Genomic DNA, 16,555 nt, shown 5'->3' on the forward strand with positions numbered 1-16,555 from the left:
GGATGAAGCTGCCCGCAAAGCCGCTGCTGCTGCAGCTGCCGCGGCCGCCGCTAACAATAATAATAACAACAATAATGTAGCTGCCAACCCGCCACCGGTTAAGGAAACACCCAAAGCACCGGAACCGGAACGCCCCGCGCCGGCGCCTTCCCGCAGCGCAAATGTGCTGGAAGCTACACCCGAAGCCCTGGCACTGTCAGAAAGCTTTGAGAACAACCGCGGCAAGCTTCCCTGGCCGGTAAGCAACGGCAATGTTATTGGCCACTTTGGCCGCCAGCACCATGCCGTGGTGGAAAAGATCAATGTGGAGAATGATGGTATTATCATTGCCACCTCCAAAGGAGCTGCCGTGAAAACCATTTTTGAAGGAGAGGTAAGAAGGGTAATGGTGATACCGGGAAGCGGTTATGTAGTGATGATCCGCCATGGGCAATACTTTACAAACTATGTACGCCTGCAAACCGTAAGCGTAAAAACCGGTGATAAGGTACGTACCGGCCAGATGATAGGCACTGCCAGCACCAACGATATAGAAAACCAGGGTGAGGTGGAGCTACAGATCTATAAAGGCGTAGTGAAACAAAATCCTGAAGTTTGGATTATGAGAAGGTAAGGACTAGCTTTTAGCCGTTGGCTGTTAGCCTTTAGCTGTTAACCTGGCCTAATGCACAGCGCTAAAAGCTAAAAGCTAATGGCTAATAGCTAATAATACTTGCTTTTTCCCGCACCCGCTCATACAACGCTTCATACTGAGGTACAATATTGTTAATGTGAAAACGCTGCGCCTGTTCCAGTGCGCCTTTGCGTACGGTGGCCAGCAGCGCCTCATTAGAGAGCAGGTCAATAGCATGGCGGGCCATACTGTTCACGTCGCCCACAGGGCTCAGAAAACCGGTAACACCTTGTATATTCACTTCCGGCAGGCCGCCGGCATCAGAAGAAAGCACCGGCACTTCAGAAGCCATGGCTTCCAGGGCGGCTAAACCAAAACTTTCATATTCAGAAGGGAGTACAAATAAGTCGCTGATCGACATAATATCTTCCAGCTGCTCCTGCTTGCCCACAAAACGTACATCGTCACAAATACCCAGGTCGCGGCACATGCATTCAATAGTCGGGCGGTCGGGGCCATCGCCTACCAGCAACAGTTTGGAAGGCACTTCTGCGCGCACCTGCTGAAAGATCTTGATCACATCCGGCACCCGTTTTACCTTACGGAAGTTGGAAACGTGCAGCAGCACCTTTTCGCCGTTCGGTGCAACAGCCTGGCGGAAATGCGGCAGGCTGCGGCGTTTGAAGCGTTCAATATCTACAAAGTTGTAGATCACCTCAATATCTTTTTCTATCTGGAAATACTTATAGGTTTCTTCCCGCAGGTTGTTGGACACTGCAGTAATCGCATCGGATTCATTAATGGAAAAGGTAACCACCGGCGCATAGGTTTTGTCTTTACCTACCAGGGTAATATCCGTACCATGCAGGGTAGTAATAAAAGGCACTACGCGGCCCTGCTTACTTACGATCTGTTTGGCAAGATAGGCCGTGCTGGCGTGCGGTATGGCGTAATGCACATGCAGCAGGTCCAACTGGTGGTTCATGATCACATCTACCATCGTGCTGCTGAGCGCCGATTCGTAGGGCGGAAAATCAAACAGGGGGTAGGTGGGAACCTGTACTTCGTGATAATATATGTTTGCGTGAAAAGCGTTGAGGCGTACCGGTTGCTGATAGGTGATGAAATGCACCATATGTCCTTTATCTGCCAGGGCTTTGCCCAGCTCCGTTGCCAATACACCACTACCTCCGTAGGTAGGATAACATACTATTCCTATACGCATGGGAATTACAGTTTTTTGGAGAGCTTAAAGCCGAAAGCAAAAAGCATAAAGCTTTTCACCTTTTACTTTAAACATTGTGCCTAATGCTTTGAGCGCCGAGCCTTGAGCTTTCTGCTTTCTGCTTTCTGCTTTCTGCTGTGTCGCATTCTGCCCCGCTAAGGTACTTTACAAAATTCATTTGCCCTTTACCGCTCAGCCATTTATTTGTAATAACAGTCCGAATTAGTTAGTTTTAGCGCAAAAATCCGCCTGTTTATGCTACGATCATTGTTGCCAATTGCACTGGCTTTTTCCATATCTGTGGCGCATGCCCAAACTTCTTCCGATGATTCTGTGACCTTGCGCAAACTGGCTGATGAAGTGTTAACACACAGCACTGCCTATGCAAATTTAAGGATACTTACCAAAGAGATAGGCGGCCGCCTGGCCGGCTCCCCGCAAATGCCCAAAGCAGAGCAGTGGGGCTTTAAAGCGCTGAAAGCTGCCGGTGCAGATACCGTGTATTTCCAGGAGTGTATGGTACCGCATTGGGTACGCGGTGAAAAAGAGGAAGTACGCATTATTTCCAAGCGCCGCGATTTTGTGCCTGCCCTGCAGGTGCTGGCCCTGGGTAATTCAGAAGGCAGCGGCACTGCCGGCGTAACGGCGCCGGTGCTGGAAGTAAGCTCCTTTGACGACCTGGAAGCTAAAAAGAATGATGTAAAGGGAAAGGTGGTTTTTTACAACTACCATTTTAACCCTACGTTCATTAAAACCTTTCATGCCTATGGCGATGCGTTCATGTACCGAGCCACCGGCGCCAGCCGGGCTGCCAAATACGGCGCGCTGGCAGTAATAGTAAGGTCTATGTCGCACGGGGCTAATAACTTCCCGCACACGGGCGCTATGCGCTATAATGATTCCTTTCCCAAGATCCCTGCCGTGGCCATTGGCCTGGAAGATGCCGACCGCTTAAGCGACCGCATAAAGGATGATAAGGACATGAAAATATACCTGCATACCAGCGCTAAATTTTTACCGGATACCATTGGCCATAACGTAATTGGAGAGATCCGCGGTACAGAGCATCCGGAAGAGATCATCACCATTGGCGGGCACCTGGATTCATGGGATGTGAATGAAGGCGCGCATGATGACGGTACCGGCTGTGTGCAGTCCATAGAAATTATCCGCGCATTCAAAGCGCTGGGCATACGGCCGAAACGCACCATCCGCATTGTGTTATTTGCAAATGAGGAAAACGGAACGCGCGGCGCCAATAAGTATGCGGAGGTAGCCAAGGCTACTCCTGCAGAACATCATATTTTTGCGCTGGAAAGTGATGCCGGAGGCTTTACGCCCCGTGGTTTTTCATTTACCATGCCAGCAGAAAAAAAGGCAAAGATCATCAGCTGGAAACCTTTGTTCCTGCCGTATGGCTTATATGATTTTGAAGATGAAGGCGGCGGTACGGATGTAGGCGCATTAAATGAAGCCGTGGGCGCGCCTATGGGCGAGCTGGCGCCGGATTCACAGCGCTACTTTGACCTGCACCACGCTACCAACGATGTGTTTGAAGCCGTGAATAAACGGGAAATGGAGCTGGGCGCTTTTAGCATGGCAGGGCTGGTGTATATGATCGATAAATACGGACTGTAATAAATAAAGCAGGAAGTAAGGGCTGCCTCTTACTTCCTGCTTTGTCTTATACCTCAAACCTCAAATAAAAGCTATGCGCAAATTTGTTCTCCTGATCTTTGGTATCATAGTGCTTGTTCTGGTACTGTTTATTTCCTACCGCTATTACTTTGTATTTGGCCGGGGTGTAAAGGCCGGGGAGCTGAACTTTTTTGTGCAGAAGGGGTACATCTTCAAAACCTATGAAGGGCGGCTGATCCAGACCGGTTACCGCTCCAAGCAGCCGGGTTCCCTGCAGTCCAATGAATTTGAATTTTCTGTGGTAGATGAAAAGGTGGCGCAAAAGCTGATGAGCAGCAGCGGCAAGCTGGTGGAGCTGCATTATAAAGAATACCTGGGAGCCATTCCCTGGCGTGGCTTTAGCCCGTTTATAGTAGATAGTATTGTGGCCATCACGAACCAGCAAAATATACAAACGATCCCTTAACGGATCACAATCCACTAACGACGGACCACTACCCACAGACGGGCAGGCGCGTATTGCTGTACTAGTGATACTCCGCAGACTGCCAACTGCCAACTGCTAACTGCTAACTGCCAACTACTTCGCATGCATCAGAAATATAGCAGGCCGCTTATGCAGCTCCGGCAGCGCGGCTTTCCACTCCTTTATTGTTTTGGTGTGAATGTACTCCTCCGGCCCGGTAAGATCTGCGGCAATACATAACAGCGTTTGGTCTTTACAGTTAGTCAGTATGTCTTTCAGCAACGGGTTATTTCTATAAGGGGTTTCTATAAAGATCTGTGTCTGATCCTTTTTCAGGGAAAGGGCTTCCAGCTCGCGGATGGCTTTAATACGCTCCGGCGGCTTTACCGGCAGGTAACCGGTGAACTGGAAATTTTGCCCGTTCATGCCGGATGCCATTAAGGCTAATAAAATAGAATTAGGCCCCACCATGGGTATTACCGGGGCATTGATCTTATGCGCCACCTGCACTACCAGGTGCCCGGGATCGGCTATGGCCGGGCATCCTGCCTCGCTCATGATGCCAATATCATTCCCTTCCAGCAATAATTTTTTTGCCAGCGCCGTATCCGGCGGGTGGTTTTCGTGCATCAGGTGCAGCTGCAGCGCATCAATGTTAATGTTACGGTCCAGCGCTTTCAGAAAGCGGCGGGCCGTACGCTCATTCTCCACAAAAAAGAACCGTAAGGGCTGCACAGCGGCAGTAATATATGCAGGAATGGTATGCAATGCCTCCGGGCTCAATACAGTAGGAATCAGGTACACTTTGCCGGGCGTGCTCATTACAACAGGCGTTTATCTTGTAAATGAATAGTGGCCGCAATTACAGCGTAGGAAGGCGCCAGCGCCCAGCCTATAACAGGTATGAACATGAACAGGTAAAACACAATGCCATTGCCCAGGGCCATGCCCCGGTGGGCTTTTATGAAGGTAATGCTCTGGCGCATGTTCATCCGGTGGCGCTCGCAGCTGTAATCCATCATGGAAAAACCGTAAAAGTAGGCTTCAATGAAAAAGCCCGCCAGTGGCGTTATCCAGCCCAGTATGGGTATAAAGGAAAGCAGGAATAGCAGTAGCAGCGTAATGGTTTGGAACACCATGTTACGGAATGATATGCGGATGCCGCGCACCATATCTTTCAGGAACTCCTGCCAGCTGAAAGGGAACTCGCGGTGCTGTAAAATGGCTTCTGTTTTTTCCGACAGGTAGGCAAACAGGGGCGAGCCCAGTATGAGGAAAAAATATTTGAAGTAGGCGAAGTAAAGCAGCATCAGAATAAGGCGGATGCACAGGCCCAGGAGAATAAAAACAAAGCTTACCCAGCTGCTTTCCAGGTCCTGGATCCAGGTGCGCAGGGGCAGCAGCCCAAGAAGGTACTCCACAAAGTCACCTGAATAGCTCCATACAAAATAAATACCGGCTATAAATAACAAACAATAAATGATACCGGGTAACAGTATCCATTTCCAAAGCTTATTGGCGGTAATGAAGTGATGGGCCTTTCCGTAAGATTGTATGGCAGCTATAACTTCTCTGAATGAAAACAAGGTCCGCTTTTTTAGTATGACAGAATAAATAATGCCGTAAATAACTAAAAAATCAACGGAACGAAAATAAAAATATTTCAGCCACCGGCTTTGTGCCGCTAGTTATTAGCTTTTACTCAAAGAATATTTGTATAGCACACTTAACGGCAGGCCACTAAATGGTATTAGCAGCAGCCGTTGTTAGAACTTCGGACACAAGGTTTTATACTTGCTGTTTTCGCTGGAACGGTGAATATAAATAACAGATATTTCCATACCGCCCCGGTAGTTGGAGGCCGGTTTCAGAGAAGACACGTTCAGGTCATAGGTCAGGCCTACGTTAAAGCCGCCGATCTCTAACCCTACATAGGGGTTAATAGCATCTTTCAGGCGGTACCAGCTACCCAGGTAAAACATGGTTGGGTTATCTTCCGGCACACCGCTCAGGTTAAAGCCGTAAGCTGCGCCAAAAGAGGTTTCAGAGGCCGTGCTTTGTTTCATGTACAATGCGCTGGCATGTATGCGGTTATAACCATTTACCGGGAAAGAGCCCCCACCGTGTATGGTGTAACGGTAGCTTAAGCGGTTGTTATCCTGGCTCATGAAAGTTTCGGTAGGCTGGGTAATGTGATAGTAGGAAACACCCGCGTAAATATTGGAAGCTTCACCCACCAGGCCATTATATAATATACCTACGTTGGGATCAAAGTAAGATATTTTAGGATTGGTGAGGAACTCGTTGCTGGGCAGCCCGGGGTTGTACCCGTTGTTATCTATCTGGTTCTCAAACATCAGCTTACTCTGGTCAATACGTTTTTGCATAAACGCGCCCTGTAAGCCAATGGCCAGGGTATGGTTTCCTTCCGGATCCAGACCTTTATGATAAGAAGTGCTGATAGCGATGTAGTTAGATACCAGTGCGCCGCCGCCGGTTTTATCGTACAGGGCCATAATACCTACGCCCCATACATCGGTATATGAAATAACATTCTTTAAAATGCTAAAGTCGGCAGAAAGGGTTCCCGTTACATAGGGGGTAGCGATGCTTCTCCACTGTGAACGGTAGTTGCCGGCTATACGATAATCGCCGGAAAACAAGCCGGTAAAAGCTGGGTTCAGGGTCATAGGCGAGGCAAAGAACTGCGAAAAATGCGGGTCCTGTGCCTTGCTGGCAGGAATCAAATAGAGAATGATGGTTAATATTAGTAAAGCCTTTTTCATAAAGGTTAATGCATTATGGTATAGGATAGGATAAAAACAGTTCACTTTTACCAGTCTAAGGTACGAAAAGAGCTTAATATTTCAAATTTAATTCATATAATATAGAACGTTTTACTGCTGCAGTTTGTTACCGAAGGCCAGATCACCGGCATCTCCAAGGCCGGGAACAATGTATCCTTTGGCGGTAAGCTCGTCGTCAATATCCCCTGCCCATATGCTGAGATTGGGGCTGGCATGGCGTTGTACGTATTCTATACCCACGGTGCAGGCAATGGCTACTACCAGGTGAATGTGTTTGGGTTTGCCGATATCCTCCAGGTGCTCAATGGTTTTTACCAGGGAAGCCCCGGTAGCCAGCATAGGATCGGAGAGGATAACCACCTGCCCGTCAATAGAGGGGCTGGACACATATTCCAGGCTGATATCAAACGAACCGTCGGTTTTATGTTTGCGGTAGGCGGAGATAAAGGCGTGATCGGCTTTATCGTAATAATGTAATAATCCCTGGTGCAGCGCCAAACCGGCCCGCAAAATAGTGGCCAGCACCGGCTGCTCTTTCAATACCCGGCAGTTGGCAATACCCAACGGGGTCTGGATCTCTTTTTCCTCGTACTCCAGCGTTTTGCTGATCTCGTAGGCAGCCACCTCGCCCAGGCGTTCCATATTACGACGGAAACGCATGCGGTCTGTCTGGATGTCCATACTTCTGATCTCGCTAAGCCATTCTCCTACCAGCGAATTGGTCTCACTCAGATTGATTATCATTACTAGCCGTTTGGGGGGCAAAATACCAAAAAACACAGGAAAGGCGAAGGGAAAAGGTTTTTTTAACATGAAAAGGCTCAGGGTGATATCATTATATTATGATGTGGGAAAAGGGTAGGGTTTTATGTAGGGGGGTAGAGTTGCGCAGCAATGTCAGTAGGGAAAAAGGGGGATTTTAGGAGGGAAGGGTACCAGTTGCACAGCAATTGGAGTAGGGAAAAAAGGGGCTGACCGGAAAGAATGTAAAATCATAGATGTAAAATTTAAAATGTAAAAGTGGAATGCCGCGAACATAAGCCTGCCCGGTTCACGGCATTCCACTTTTACATTTATGATTTATGATTTTAAATTTTACATTTTTACATGCTTGCCAGGCGGGATAACAACAATGGGAAGGCCGGCTGTTATTCCCTGGAAGCCTGGCTGCCCGGTTGCAGCAGGGCGGCTTTTTTTACCAGCTGTAAAAATTCAGCGCGGTATCCTTCCGGATCATCGCCCCGGGCATCCTTAGCCAGGGTAAGCACCTGCTCATAGCTGGCCTGCCCTTTATGGGCGGAGTTGCGGAGCAGCTGCCCGAACTCCGCTACTGCGGCGCACATACGAAAATCTACAGGGGCTGCGCTAATGGCCTGTACCTGGTAGGGCAGCACTTTGGTCATTAGCTGGCTTTGGCTGTCGGCCGGCCTTTTATAGCGCAGCTTTACGGTCAGCACTTCGTTTGCCGGGTTGCTGATCACTGCACGTTGCTGGTACTTCAGCGGATCTACCCAGCTAACAGCCTCTGTTTTAGCGCCGGCGGGCACTATCTCGTACAGGGCGGTTACCGTATGGCCGGCGCCCATATCGCCCGCATCTTTTTTATCGTTATTAAAATCTTCGTTCTGCAGCAGGCGGTTTTCGTACCCTACTAACCGGTATGACTGCACGTATTTAGGATTAAACTCTATCTGCAGCTTTACATCTTTGGCAATGGTGAACAGGGTACCGCCAAATTCTGTTACAAAGGTGCGGCGGGCTTCTTCAAAATTATCTATGTAGGCGTAGTTGCCGTTGCCTTTATCGGCCAGCAGCTCCAGCTTATTATCTTTATAATTACCCATGCCAAAGCCCAGCACAGAGAGAAAAATGCCTTTGTCGCGCTCTTTTTCTATAATACGTTGCAGCTCGCCGTCGCTGGAAGGGCCTACGTTAAAATCGCCGTCTGTAGCTATGATCACGCGGTTATTCCCTTCTTTCATAAAGTTGGCGGCGGCGGTTTTATAGGCCAGCAGAATACCTTCGCCACCGGCGGTGGAGCCACCGGCCTGCAATTGATCCAGCGCGTCCAGGATGGTGGTTTTTTCACTGCCGGGTGTAGCGGGCAGCACCAGGCCGGCAGCGCCTGCATATACAACAATGGCTACTTTATCGGCAGGGCGCAGCTGCTGTACCAGGGTTTTGAGCGCCTGTTTTACCAGGGGCAGCTTGTTGGCATCTTCCATAGATCCGGAAACATCTATCAGGAACACCAGGTTAGAGGGCGGTACCTTATCGGCTGTAACGGTTCTGCCTTTCAGGCCAATGCGTACCAGCTGGTGTGCGGTGTTCCAGGGGCATATAGCCATATCCGTATAAATAGCTACGGGGTCTGTACCGGTGGGGGCTTTGTACTGGTAATCAAAATAATTGATCATCTCCTCTACCCGCACGGCATCGGCCGGCGGCATTTGCCCGTTGTTCAGGAACCGGCGGATGTTGCTGTAGGCAGCACGGTCCACATCAATGGAAAAGGTGCTGAGCGGCTGGTCTGTAGCGGTATGAAAATCGTTTTCATTAATAGGGCTGTAATCTTCTGTGTTATAAGTATCTCTGTAAACGCCCTGTGGCATGGGAGCAGCATACATCATCACGGCATCTGCCTTTGCCTCGTATTCAACCAAACCCTTTGTAGCATTGGCTTGCGCAGCCCGTACCCGTTTCTTTTCCTCCAGCTTGAACAGCCGCGCCGTGGAATCAGTGAAGCTTGCCGGCTGCAGCAGGATCAGCACATTGCCTGCATTTGGTTTTATAAATACTTCCTGTGTTTTATAACCGGTATAACGCAGCTGCAGCACCACGGGGCCGGTTGGGATCTGCAGCCGGAAGCCGCCTGCGGCATCACTTTGTACGGATGATCTACCTGCTTTTACCTGGATGGTAACCCCGGCCAGCGGTTTATGGGAGCCTGCTTCCTGCACGGTGCCTTTGATCTCACGGGTTTGTGCATTGACTGTCAGGGCAGTAAAACAGGCCAATAGCAACAGGGAAAAATATTTTTGCATAGTGATTTGTTTTGATCTGCTAAGAGGATGCATCAATGAGGTCAAATTCCATATTATCTTTGATGAAAATTTTTTGAGCATGGTATATCATGTAATTGGCATTATGTCGGGGAGTTCGCTGGACGGGCTGGATATTGCTTTTGTGGAGCTGGCAGAAGTACGCGGTAAGTGGGAGTACACGATTCAGGCGGCAGACTGCCTGGCGTATGAGCCGGAGTGGGTGGAGCAGCTAAGCAACGCTACCGGCCTGCCTGCGGGCGAATACCTGCTGCTGCACAGCCGTTATGGTCATTACATCGGGGAAAAAATAAAACAGTTTATAGCACAGCATGGGCTGGAACATAAAGTACATTTCATTGCCTCTCACGGGCATACTACGTTTCATATGCCGGCACAGAAAATGACGGCGCAGCTGGGCGAAGGCGCTGCCATAGCTGCGGTTACCGGCCTGCCGGTGATCAGCGACCTGCGTGCCATGGATGTAGCCCTGGGCGGGCAGGGCGCACCCATAGTACCTGTTGGTGAACAATTACTGCTGCCGGGCTACCAGTACTGGTTAAACCTGGGAGGCATTGCCAATGTATCCGCTAACCTGGAAACCGGTTTTACCGCTTTTGATATTTGCCCTGCCAACCGGGTGCTGAATGCCCTGGCCGGGGAGCTGGGCCGCGCGTACGATGAAAACGGATCGCTGGCAGCCGGTGGTATTACAGATAAGCATTTACTGGCCGCATTAAATGAGCTGCCTTATTATACATTACCCTGGCCTAAATCGCTGGCTAATGATTTTGGTACTGATACGGTGCTGCCATTAATAAAGAACACCCGCATTTCCATACAGGGTAAGCTTAACACCTATACACAGCATATAGCCGTGCAGGTAGCCCATGCCGTGGCACAGCTGCAAAAGCAGCAAGCAGCAACGGAAGGAGAGCAAAAGATGCTTATTACCGGCGGTGGCGCTTTTAATGGATTTTTAGTAAAACAGATCCAGGAACAATTGCAGCCTTATAATGTAACGGTAGTAGTGCCGGATGCGCAGACGGTAAATTATAAAGAGGCGCTGATCATGGCGCTGATAGGCACTTTGCGCTGGCGGCAGGAGCCGAATGTGTTATCTTCCGTAACGGGTGCGCAACGGGATAGTGTAGGCGGCGCGCTGTGGCAGTCGTGAAAAAGTTAAAAGTAAAAAGCAAAAATTAAAAAGGGTGCGGAGATCTTCGCGTTTTTAATTTTTGCTTTTTTACTTTTTATTTAACTACGTCAGTAAATGTAAACGTATCACCATTAAACAAACCTTTATCACTCAGCTTTAAGTGCGGGATCACCAACAGCGCCATAAAAGAGAGCATCATGAAAGGTGCGGCCAGCGGGCTGCCCAGGGCTTTGGCAGCTTTATCGAGGTGGCTGTACCGGGCTGCTACTTCGTAGCCATCCAGGTGGCTCATTAAGCCGGCTACCGGCAGGGGCAATACATCTATCTCCATACCATTCACCACACTAATACCCCCTTTTTCACGGATCACGGCATTCACTGCGGCGCAAATGCTTTCATCATCTACCCCAACAGCAATAATGTTATGACTGTCGTGCGCTACGGACGATGCAATGGCGCCTTTGGTAAATCCAAAATTGCGGATAAAACCTGCTGCTGCAGGCGCCGGAAAATATCGGTTCACCACCACCATCTTCAGTACATCCTGTGAGGGATCGCTGTGCAGGGCGCCGTCTTTAACGGGCAGGGTGGCCGTAATGTTATTGGTGATCAGCTGCCCGTCCAGCGCTTCAATTACATTTACAGTTGCTGTAGTACCGGCAGCGGGTATACGAAAATCATCCACATGCTGCGGGCGGCAATCAAAGTTATTGATAATGCCTGCAGTAACGGGCTCAATCAGCGTTTGGCCGTTGGCGGCTACCTGTATGCCGTTTACATAGGTGGCTTTTACGGTAAAGTCGGTGGTATTGTTAATAATGATCAGGTCTGCGGGATCACCTTCGCGCAGCAGGCCCACCTCCATTTTATAATGCAGCACCGGGTTTACGCAGGCTGCGCGCAGCACTTTGAACAGGTCGATACCCTTTGCCAGCGCACGTTTTACCAGCACGTTAATATGCCCTTCCACCAGGCTGTCGGGATGTTTATCATCACTGCAGAACATCATTTTTTCCGGGTAGTCGTGCAGCAGGGGAATGAGCGCTTCAAAATTCTTGGCTGCGCTGCCTTCCCGTATCAGGATGTGCATGCCGTACTGCAGCTTGTCCTGCGCCTCTTCCAGTGTAAAACATTCGTGATCGGTGCTGATGCCGGCATCTATATACTGTTTGGCCGCAGCGCCGCGCAGGCCGGGGGCGTGGCCATCCACCGGCTTACCGGCTTTATGGGCAGCGGCTATTTTTTCCATTACATCCGGCTGCTGCTGCAGCACACCGGGAAAGTTCATCATTTCAGAAAGGTAGCGGATCTCCGGGTGTGCCAGCAGCGCTTTTACATCCTGTACGCTTACCACGGCGCCGGCTGTTTCAAACGGGGTGGCCGGCACGCAGGAGGGGGCGCCAAAGTTGCATTTGAACGGGGTATGCTGGCAGTTGGCGATCATGTAATTTACGCCGGCCACGCCTAATACATTGGCTATTTCATGCGGGTCGGAAATAGTGCCTACGGTGCCGTGCACCACTGCCAGGCGGGCAAATTCCGCCGGGGTAAGCATAGCGCTTTCAATGTGCACATGCGCATCAATAAAGCCCGGTAGCAGGTATTGATCGTACCGCTGGCTATCGCGCACAATTTGCCGGATACGCCCGTGTGAAATGTGTACGGTAGCGGGGTATATTTCCTGGTTCAGGATATCTATCAGGTTGCCGGAAAGCTGGAAAGTACTCATATGTTAAAGATATAATTACCCGGCGGGAATTGGCATAATTCGTGTAATTTGTGTACCACTAAAACGAATAATATGAGAGCAAATAAAATGTTAACCCTCCTGTTCCTGGCAGTTATAGCAGTATGTAGCGGGCTGCGGGCGCAAACGGTAGATGAGATCGTGAACAAACATATTGACGCCATGGGCGGCAAGGATAAACTGAAAAGCCTGCAAAGCATGTATACAGAGGGGATTATGGAAGTACGCGGTATGGAAATACCCCTGAAACTGTGGCTGGTAAATGATAAGGCCATGCGTATGGAGTTTGAGGTAATGGGTTCCAACAACATACAGGTCATAACCCGTAACGGCGGCTGGATGCAAATGCCGATGCAGGGGCCGGAACCAAAGGCGCTGGATTCCAGCATGGTGCATGCCATGCAATCCCGCCTGGACCTGGCCGGCGAGCTGTATGATTATAAGGCCAAAGGCCGTACCGTAACGCTGGAAGGAAAGGAAACCAAAGACGGAATGGAAACGTATAAATTAAAAGTGACTAACCGTGACGGCAGCGTGATCATCTTATATGTAGATACCAATACGTATTACATTGACCAGATGCAAACGCATATTAAAGCACAGGGACAGGAAATGGATATTACCACTGTATTATCCGATTACAAGAAAACAGATAATGGTTTCGTGTACCCGGCATCTACCTCACAGGAGCCTATTGGCACCAAGATCAGTGTAAGCAAGGTAGAGGTGAACAAGCCGGTAGATGATAGCATTTTTGTAATGCCGAAAAAATAATAAAGATGTGCAGATATGCAAATATGCAGATGTTCAAATGATAGCATTCCATCTGCACATCTGCACATCTGAAATCTGCACATTAAGAATATAACTCCTTCATGGCGGCTGTTTCGGCCGCCATTTTTTGTACCAGCTGCTGGGGTTCCAGCACTTTTACATTCGCGCCATAACCTAACAGCAGCATATGCAGCTCCGGGTTAATTACAACGTTCAGGGATATACGGCATTCCTTTTCATTATCTTCCAGCACCTGCTGGGAAGTATGAATGGGTTGTGATTTAATGTATTTACCCTGGTGCGGGGTAAAGGCCAGCACTACTTTTTGCGGCTCCCCTTCCAGCACTGTAATGCCAATGGCGTGGCGATAGTAGCTGGCATCATCAAAATTCTTTTCATCAAAATTAGTATTGGTAGGCCACAGCTTTACAATACGGTCCAGCGCAAAAGTAAGCAGGGTGCCGCCTTTGGCCTTCTGGCTTTTGCCGATCAGGTAAAAGCGGTGCTGGTATTCCCGCAAATGATAGGGCTCAACCCAATGCTCTTTAGGCTCATTACGGTCAAAGCTCTGGTAGGCAATACGGATCACTTCCAGGTTCTTGATGGCATCTACAATTTCGGGGATATGCTCTGCGCCTTTGTATTGCGCAGTGCGCGAAAATTTGATCATGCCTTTATGCTCCAGCGTTTGCCGGTTTATTTTCAGGCTGGCGGCTATTTTCAGGATCGCATCTTCAAACTGCTGTATAACAGGCAGGCTGCGGAACTGCTCCAGGATGCCGATGGCTATTTCCAGCCCCTGCAGGTCGGCCTCTTCAATAGGTATATTGCTGATGGAGTAAGATTCATCTTCATAACGGTAAGTACCGCTGCTGCGCTCATATAAGATGGGGGCCATATAGTTCAGCTCCGGGTCCTGGCGCATATCCTGTATATCCTTCTGTATGGTGCGGGTAGAGATAGATGCATCCATTTTTTCAGACACATAGGCAATCAGCGCATCCAGGGTAGGCTTGGGCAGGCGTTTGTTGCGCAGCCGTTCATCTATCCAGCGGTAACGGGAAAGGGCATCCTTATTCTTTGGCATGAAGAGGGAGTTTTGGTGCGCAAAATAGTGCAAATGTGCAGATGTGCAAATATGCAGATGTGCAGATGGATTGAAGCGGGCCTTAATTTGCACACTTGCATATTTGCACATCTGCACATTTCCATTGTTTTTTTTACTACGCAAATTCCCTGCGTTTTGCGCGGATAGCTTTGTATTGTCATTAAACATCAGGGTTATGAACAAAGTAAAAAATACAAGCACCGCCGCCAAATGCCAGGCCATCTCCATCAGCCAGATCATACTGGATGAGTCTAACTTTTTAACCTTCTGGGGTTATATACAGCAGGAAGGTACCTGGCACCGTTGCGATTTTGTAACTAATTACGATGTGCTGAATGATATACTGCGCTACTCCGGCCACCAGAACGACGGCATACAAATGAGCATTGTGCAGCACCTGGAAGATATGCGCCACATCCCGGAGATCATTGACCTGGAAGCCACCCACGGGGAAGCTGTGGTGCTGGAAAATATGACCTTTCAGCTTACCCGCCCCCGTCTGCAGCAGCGTGGTAACTGGATAGAATATACGGATGGCGAATGCTACTACATCAGCAAGGTAACCCCGCAACCCGCGCCGGTAAAGGAAAAAGAAACCGTACGTACCGAACAGCAGATAGACCAGTGCATGCTGCTGCTGTGCAAAAGCTACGAGCTGTACCTGGGTTACCTGGAGCTGGAATTTGACGAAGCAGCAGCCCGCCAGGAAGCCAATTTACTGGACGACCTCAAATACACCATGGCGTATTGCGCCTGGAAACAACACGGCAATTGAACACTACATATTCATCCCTGTTAACCCTATACCATTGAAACTGTTAGCCCCAAATGCCCTGACCCTCAGTTGTTTGTTAACACCTTTCCCTACCCGGCACCGGGTAGGGAAAAATTTTTTCCAAAAACGGCCCTAAAGTCTATAAAAATTGTAGGAAATTATTACATTTGGAGTCATAAAAGAGATGTAATATGAGTTTAAGACTAGGAGATATAGCGCCGAATTTCAAGGCGAAGACCACACAAGGCAACATCGATTTTTACGAATACCTGGGCGATAGCTGGGGCGTATTGTTTTCGCACCCTGCGGATTATACCCCGGTATGTACCACAGAGCTAGGCAGAACGGCCCTTTTGAAGGATGAATTTGCCAAGCGTAATGTGAAAGTGCTGGCGCTGAGCGTAGACCCGCTGGATAAGCACCAGGGCTGGATCAACGATATTAACGAAACGCAAAGCTGCGAAGTGAACTTCCCGATCATTGCGGATGAAGATAAAACGGTGGCTAACCTGTATGGTATGATCCATCCGAACGCCTCTGAAACATTTACCGTACGTTCACTGTTTATAATAGGCCCGGATAAGAAAGTGAAATTAACCATCACTTACCCGGCCTCTACCGGCAGGAATTTCTTTGAAGTGCTGCGCGTAATAGATTCCCTGCAGCTGACCGCCCAGTACAGCGTGGCCACACCGGCTAACTGGCAGGAAGGGGAGGACGTGATCGTAGTACCGGCTATAAAAACGGAAGATATTCCGGCGAAGTTCCCGAAAGGGCACAAAGTTATTAAGCCTTACCTGAGAACTACCCCGCAGCCGAACAAATAGGCAGCCGGGCGTGTTTTAACTGGTAACAGTAAAATGCAACGAATAGGGCCGCAAGGCTTTTATTGATAAGAATTTTTAATGGTTGGTTTTTGATTTTTACGAAACGGGGATTTTTCCCCGTTTTTTCGTTTACCAACCGGGCGAGGCTTAGCGGTTAGCTCTTAGCTTTTAGCCTTTAGCTTTTGGTGTTTAGCGTTCGGCGGGCCAGCTCTGATCTTCCGGCCATAATCTTTACCACCTTGGGCATTCTGCTCCAAGCATGCGGTGTTCAGCATTAAGCAATCCGCTTTAGCGTCAGTCTTTGCGCAGCGCCTTCCGCGTTCGGCATTCGGTCTTCAGCATTCTGCTCTAAGCATGCGGCGTTCAGCATTAAGC

Annotated in this window: 15 protein-coding genes; 7 read left to right on the forward strand and 8 right to left on the reverse strand. The window is 49.2% G+C overall.

Going from position 1 to position 16,555, the window contains the following annotated elements; translation table 11 throughout:
- Positions 1-613, forward strand: a 613-nt coding sequence (locus VIM87_RS01485; RefSeq protein WP_331995256.1) for a murein hydrolase activator EnvC family protein, incomplete at its 5' end; no start/stop codon positions are given.
- Between the two features lie 82 nt (positions 614-695).
- On the opposite strand, the gene bshA is transcribed toward VIM87_RS01485, so the two are convergent.
- Positions 696-1,838, reverse strand: coding sequence for an N-acetyl-alpha-D-glucosaminyl L-malate synthase BshA (gene bshA / locus VIM87_RS01490; RefSeq protein ID WP_331995257.1), 1,143 nt, complete (start codon positions 1,836-1,838; stop codon positions 696-698).
- A 255-nt stretch (positions 1,839-2,093) separates the two neighbouring features.
- Between bshA and VIM87_RS01495 the strand changes: the two genes are divergently transcribed.
- Both VIM87_RS01495 and VIM87_RS01500 read left to right on the forward strand, forming a co-directional pair.
- Complete coding sequence (locus VIM87_RS01495) at positions 2,094-3,476, forward strand: M20/M25/M40 family metallo-hydrolase (protein ID WP_331995258.1); 1,383 nt, start codon at positions 2,094-2,096, stop codon at positions 3,474-3,476.
- Positions 3,477-3,549: 73 nt separating this feature from the next.
- Entirely contained in the window at positions 3,550-3,942 is a 393-nt protein-coding gene (locus VIM87_RS01500) for a hypothetical protein (protein WP_331995259.1), read from the forward strand.
- A gap of 114 nt (positions 3,943-4,056) precedes the next feature.
- Here VIM87_RS01500 and VIM87_RS01505 read toward each other — a convergent pair whose 3' ends face one another.
- The 5 genes from VIM87_RS01505 to VIM87_RS01525 form a co-directional block, all read right to left on the reverse strand.
- Positions 4,057-4,764 (reverse strand): SAM-dependent methyltransferase, encoded by a 708-nt coding sequence (locus VIM87_RS01505; protein WP_331995260.1) that lies wholly within the window; start codon positions 4,762-4,764, stop codon positions 4,057-4,059.
- Complete coding sequence (locus VIM87_RS01510) at positions 4,764-5,528, reverse strand: EI24 domain-containing protein (RefSeq protein WP_331995261.1); 765 nt, start codon at positions 5,526-5,528, stop codon at positions 4,764-4,766. Before VIM87_RS01510 ends, VIM87_RS01505 begins: the two co-directional genes overlap by 1 nt.
- Before the next feature lie 180 nt (positions 5,529-5,708).
- On the reverse strand, positions 5,709-6,728 hold the full coding sequence (locus tag VIM87_RS01515; RefSeq protein ID WP_331995262.1) for a PorP/SprF family type IX secretion system membrane protein: 1,020 nt from the start codon (positions 6,726-6,728) through the stop codon (positions 5,709-5,711).
- A 111-nt stretch (positions 6,729-6,839) separates the two neighbouring features.
- A complete protein-coding gene (gene upp / locus VIM87_RS01520) occupies positions 6,840-7,493 on the reverse strand; it encodes a uracil phosphoribosyltransferase (RefSeq protein ID WP_089920524.1) in 654 nt (217 codons plus the stop codon).
- Between the two features lie 404 nt (positions 7,494-7,897).
- The gene (locus tag VIM87_RS01525; RefSeq protein ID WP_331995263.1) at positions 7,898-9,793 is read right to left on the reverse strand and encodes a YfbK domain-containing protein; all 1,896 of its coding nucleotides are present in this window, start codon (positions 9,791-9,793) and stop codon (positions 7,898-7,900) included.
- Between the two features lie 79 nt (positions 9,794-9,872).
- On the opposite strand from VIM87_RS01525, the gene VIM87_RS01530 reads away from it, so the two are divergent.
- The gene (locus VIM87_RS01530; RefSeq protein WP_331995264.1) at positions 9,873-10,967 is read left to right on the forward strand and encodes an anhydro-N-acetylmuramic acid kinase; all 1,095 of its coding nucleotides are present in this window, start codon (positions 9,873-9,875) and stop codon (positions 10,965-10,967) included.
- 76 nt (positions 10,968-11,043) lie between these two features.
- Here the strand turns inward: VIM87_RS01530 and ade are convergent, their stop codons facing one another.
- The gene (gene ade, locus VIM87_RS01535) at positions 11,044-12,678 is read right to left on the reverse strand and encodes an adenine deaminase (protein ID WP_331995265.1); all 1,635 of its coding nucleotides are present in this window, start codon (positions 12,676-12,678) and stop codon (positions 11,044-11,046) included.
- Positions 12,679-12,750: 72 nt separating this feature from the next.
- Between ade and VIM87_RS01540 the strand changes: the two genes are divergently transcribed.
- Complete coding sequence (locus VIM87_RS01540; protein ID WP_331995266.1) at positions 12,751-13,470, forward strand: hypothetical protein; 720 nt, start codon at positions 12,751-12,753, stop codon at positions 13,468-13,470.
- A gap of 82 nt (positions 13,471-13,552) precedes the next feature.
- On the opposite strand, the gene VIM87_RS01545 is transcribed toward VIM87_RS01540, so the two are convergent.
- Positions 13,553-14,557, reverse strand: a complete 1,005-nt coding sequence (locus VIM87_RS01545; RefSeq protein WP_331995267.1) for a WYL domain-containing protein — start codon at positions 14,555-14,557, stop codon at positions 13,553-13,555.
- A gap of 196 nt (positions 14,558-14,753) precedes the next feature.
- On the opposite strand from VIM87_RS01545, the gene VIM87_RS01550 reads away from it, so the two are divergent.
- Positions 14,754-15,353, forward strand: coding sequence for a hypothetical protein (locus tag VIM87_RS01550; RefSeq protein ID WP_331995268.1), 600 nt, complete (start codon positions 14,754-14,756; stop codon positions 15,351-15,353).
- A gap of 191 nt (positions 15,354-15,544) precedes the next feature.
- Positions 15,545-16,180: a peroxiredoxin gene (locus VIM87_RS01555; protein ID WP_331995269.1), complete on the forward strand. Its 636-nt coding sequence runs from the start codon at positions 15,545-15,547 to the stop codon at positions 16,178-16,180.
- Positions 16,181-16,555 lie beyond the last annotated feature (375 nt).

This window comes from Chitinophaga sp. (genome assembly GCF_036569125.1).
Classification (GTDB): Bacteria; Bacteroidota; Bacteroidia; order Chitinophagales; family Chitinophagaceae; genus Chitinophaga.

What these genes read in the sequence shown, in the direction of transcription:
- VIM87_RS01525 (WP_331995263.1), bottom strand. Translation starts at nt 9,793, where the DNA reads ATGCAAAAATATTTTTCCCTGTTGCTATTGGCCTGTTTTACTGCCCTG.
- VIM87_RS01555 (WP_331995269.1), top strand. Translation starts at nt 15,545, where the DNA reads ATGAGTTTAAGACTAGGAGATATAGCGCCGAATTTCAAGGCGAAGACC.
- VIM87_RS01515 (WP_331995262.1), bottom strand. Translation starts at nt 6,728, where the DNA reads ATGAAAAAGGCTTTACTAATATTAACCATCATTCTCTATTTGATTCCT.
- ade (WP_331995265.1), bottom strand. Translation starts at nt 12,678, where the DNA reads ATGAGTACTTTCCAGCTTTCCGGCAACCTGATAGATATCCTGAACCAG.
- VIM87_RS01495 (WP_331995258.1), top strand. Translation starts at nt 2,094, where the DNA reads ATGCTACGATCATTGTTGCCAATTGCACTGGCTTTTTCCATATCTGTG.
- VIM87_RS01530 (WP_331995264.1), top strand. Translation starts at nt 9,873, where the DNA reads ATGGTATATCATGTAATTGGCATTATGTCGGGGAGTTCGCTGGACGGG.
- VIM87_RS01540 (WP_331995266.1), top strand. Translation starts at nt 12,751, where the DNA reads ATGAGAGCAAATAAAATGTTAACCCTCCTGTTCCTGGCAGTTATAGCA.
- VIM87_RS01505 (WP_331995260.1), bottom strand. Translation starts at nt 4,764, where the DNA reads ATGAGCACGCCCGGCAAAGTGTACCTGATTCCTACTGTATTGAGCCCG.
- VIM87_RS01545 (WP_331995267.1), bottom strand. Translation starts at nt 14,557, where the DNA reads ATGCCAAAGAATAAGGATGCCCTTTCCCGTTACCGCTGGATAGATGAA.
- upp (WP_089920524.1), bottom strand. Translation starts at nt 7,493, where the DNA reads ATGATAATCAATCTGAGTGAGACCAATTCGCTGGTAGGAGAATGGCTT.
- VIM87_RS01550 (WP_331995268.1), top strand. Translation starts at nt 14,754, where the DNA reads ATGAACAAAGTAAAAAATACAAGCACCGCCGCCAAATGCCAGGCCATC.
- bshA (WP_331995257.1), bottom strand. Translation starts at nt 1,838, where the DNA reads ATGCGTATAGGAATAGTATGTTATCCTACCTACGGAGGTAGTGGTGTA.
- VIM87_RS01500 (WP_331995259.1), top strand. Translation starts at nt 3,550, where the DNA reads ATGCGCAAATTTGTTCTCCTGATCTTTGGTATCATAGTGCTTGTTCTG.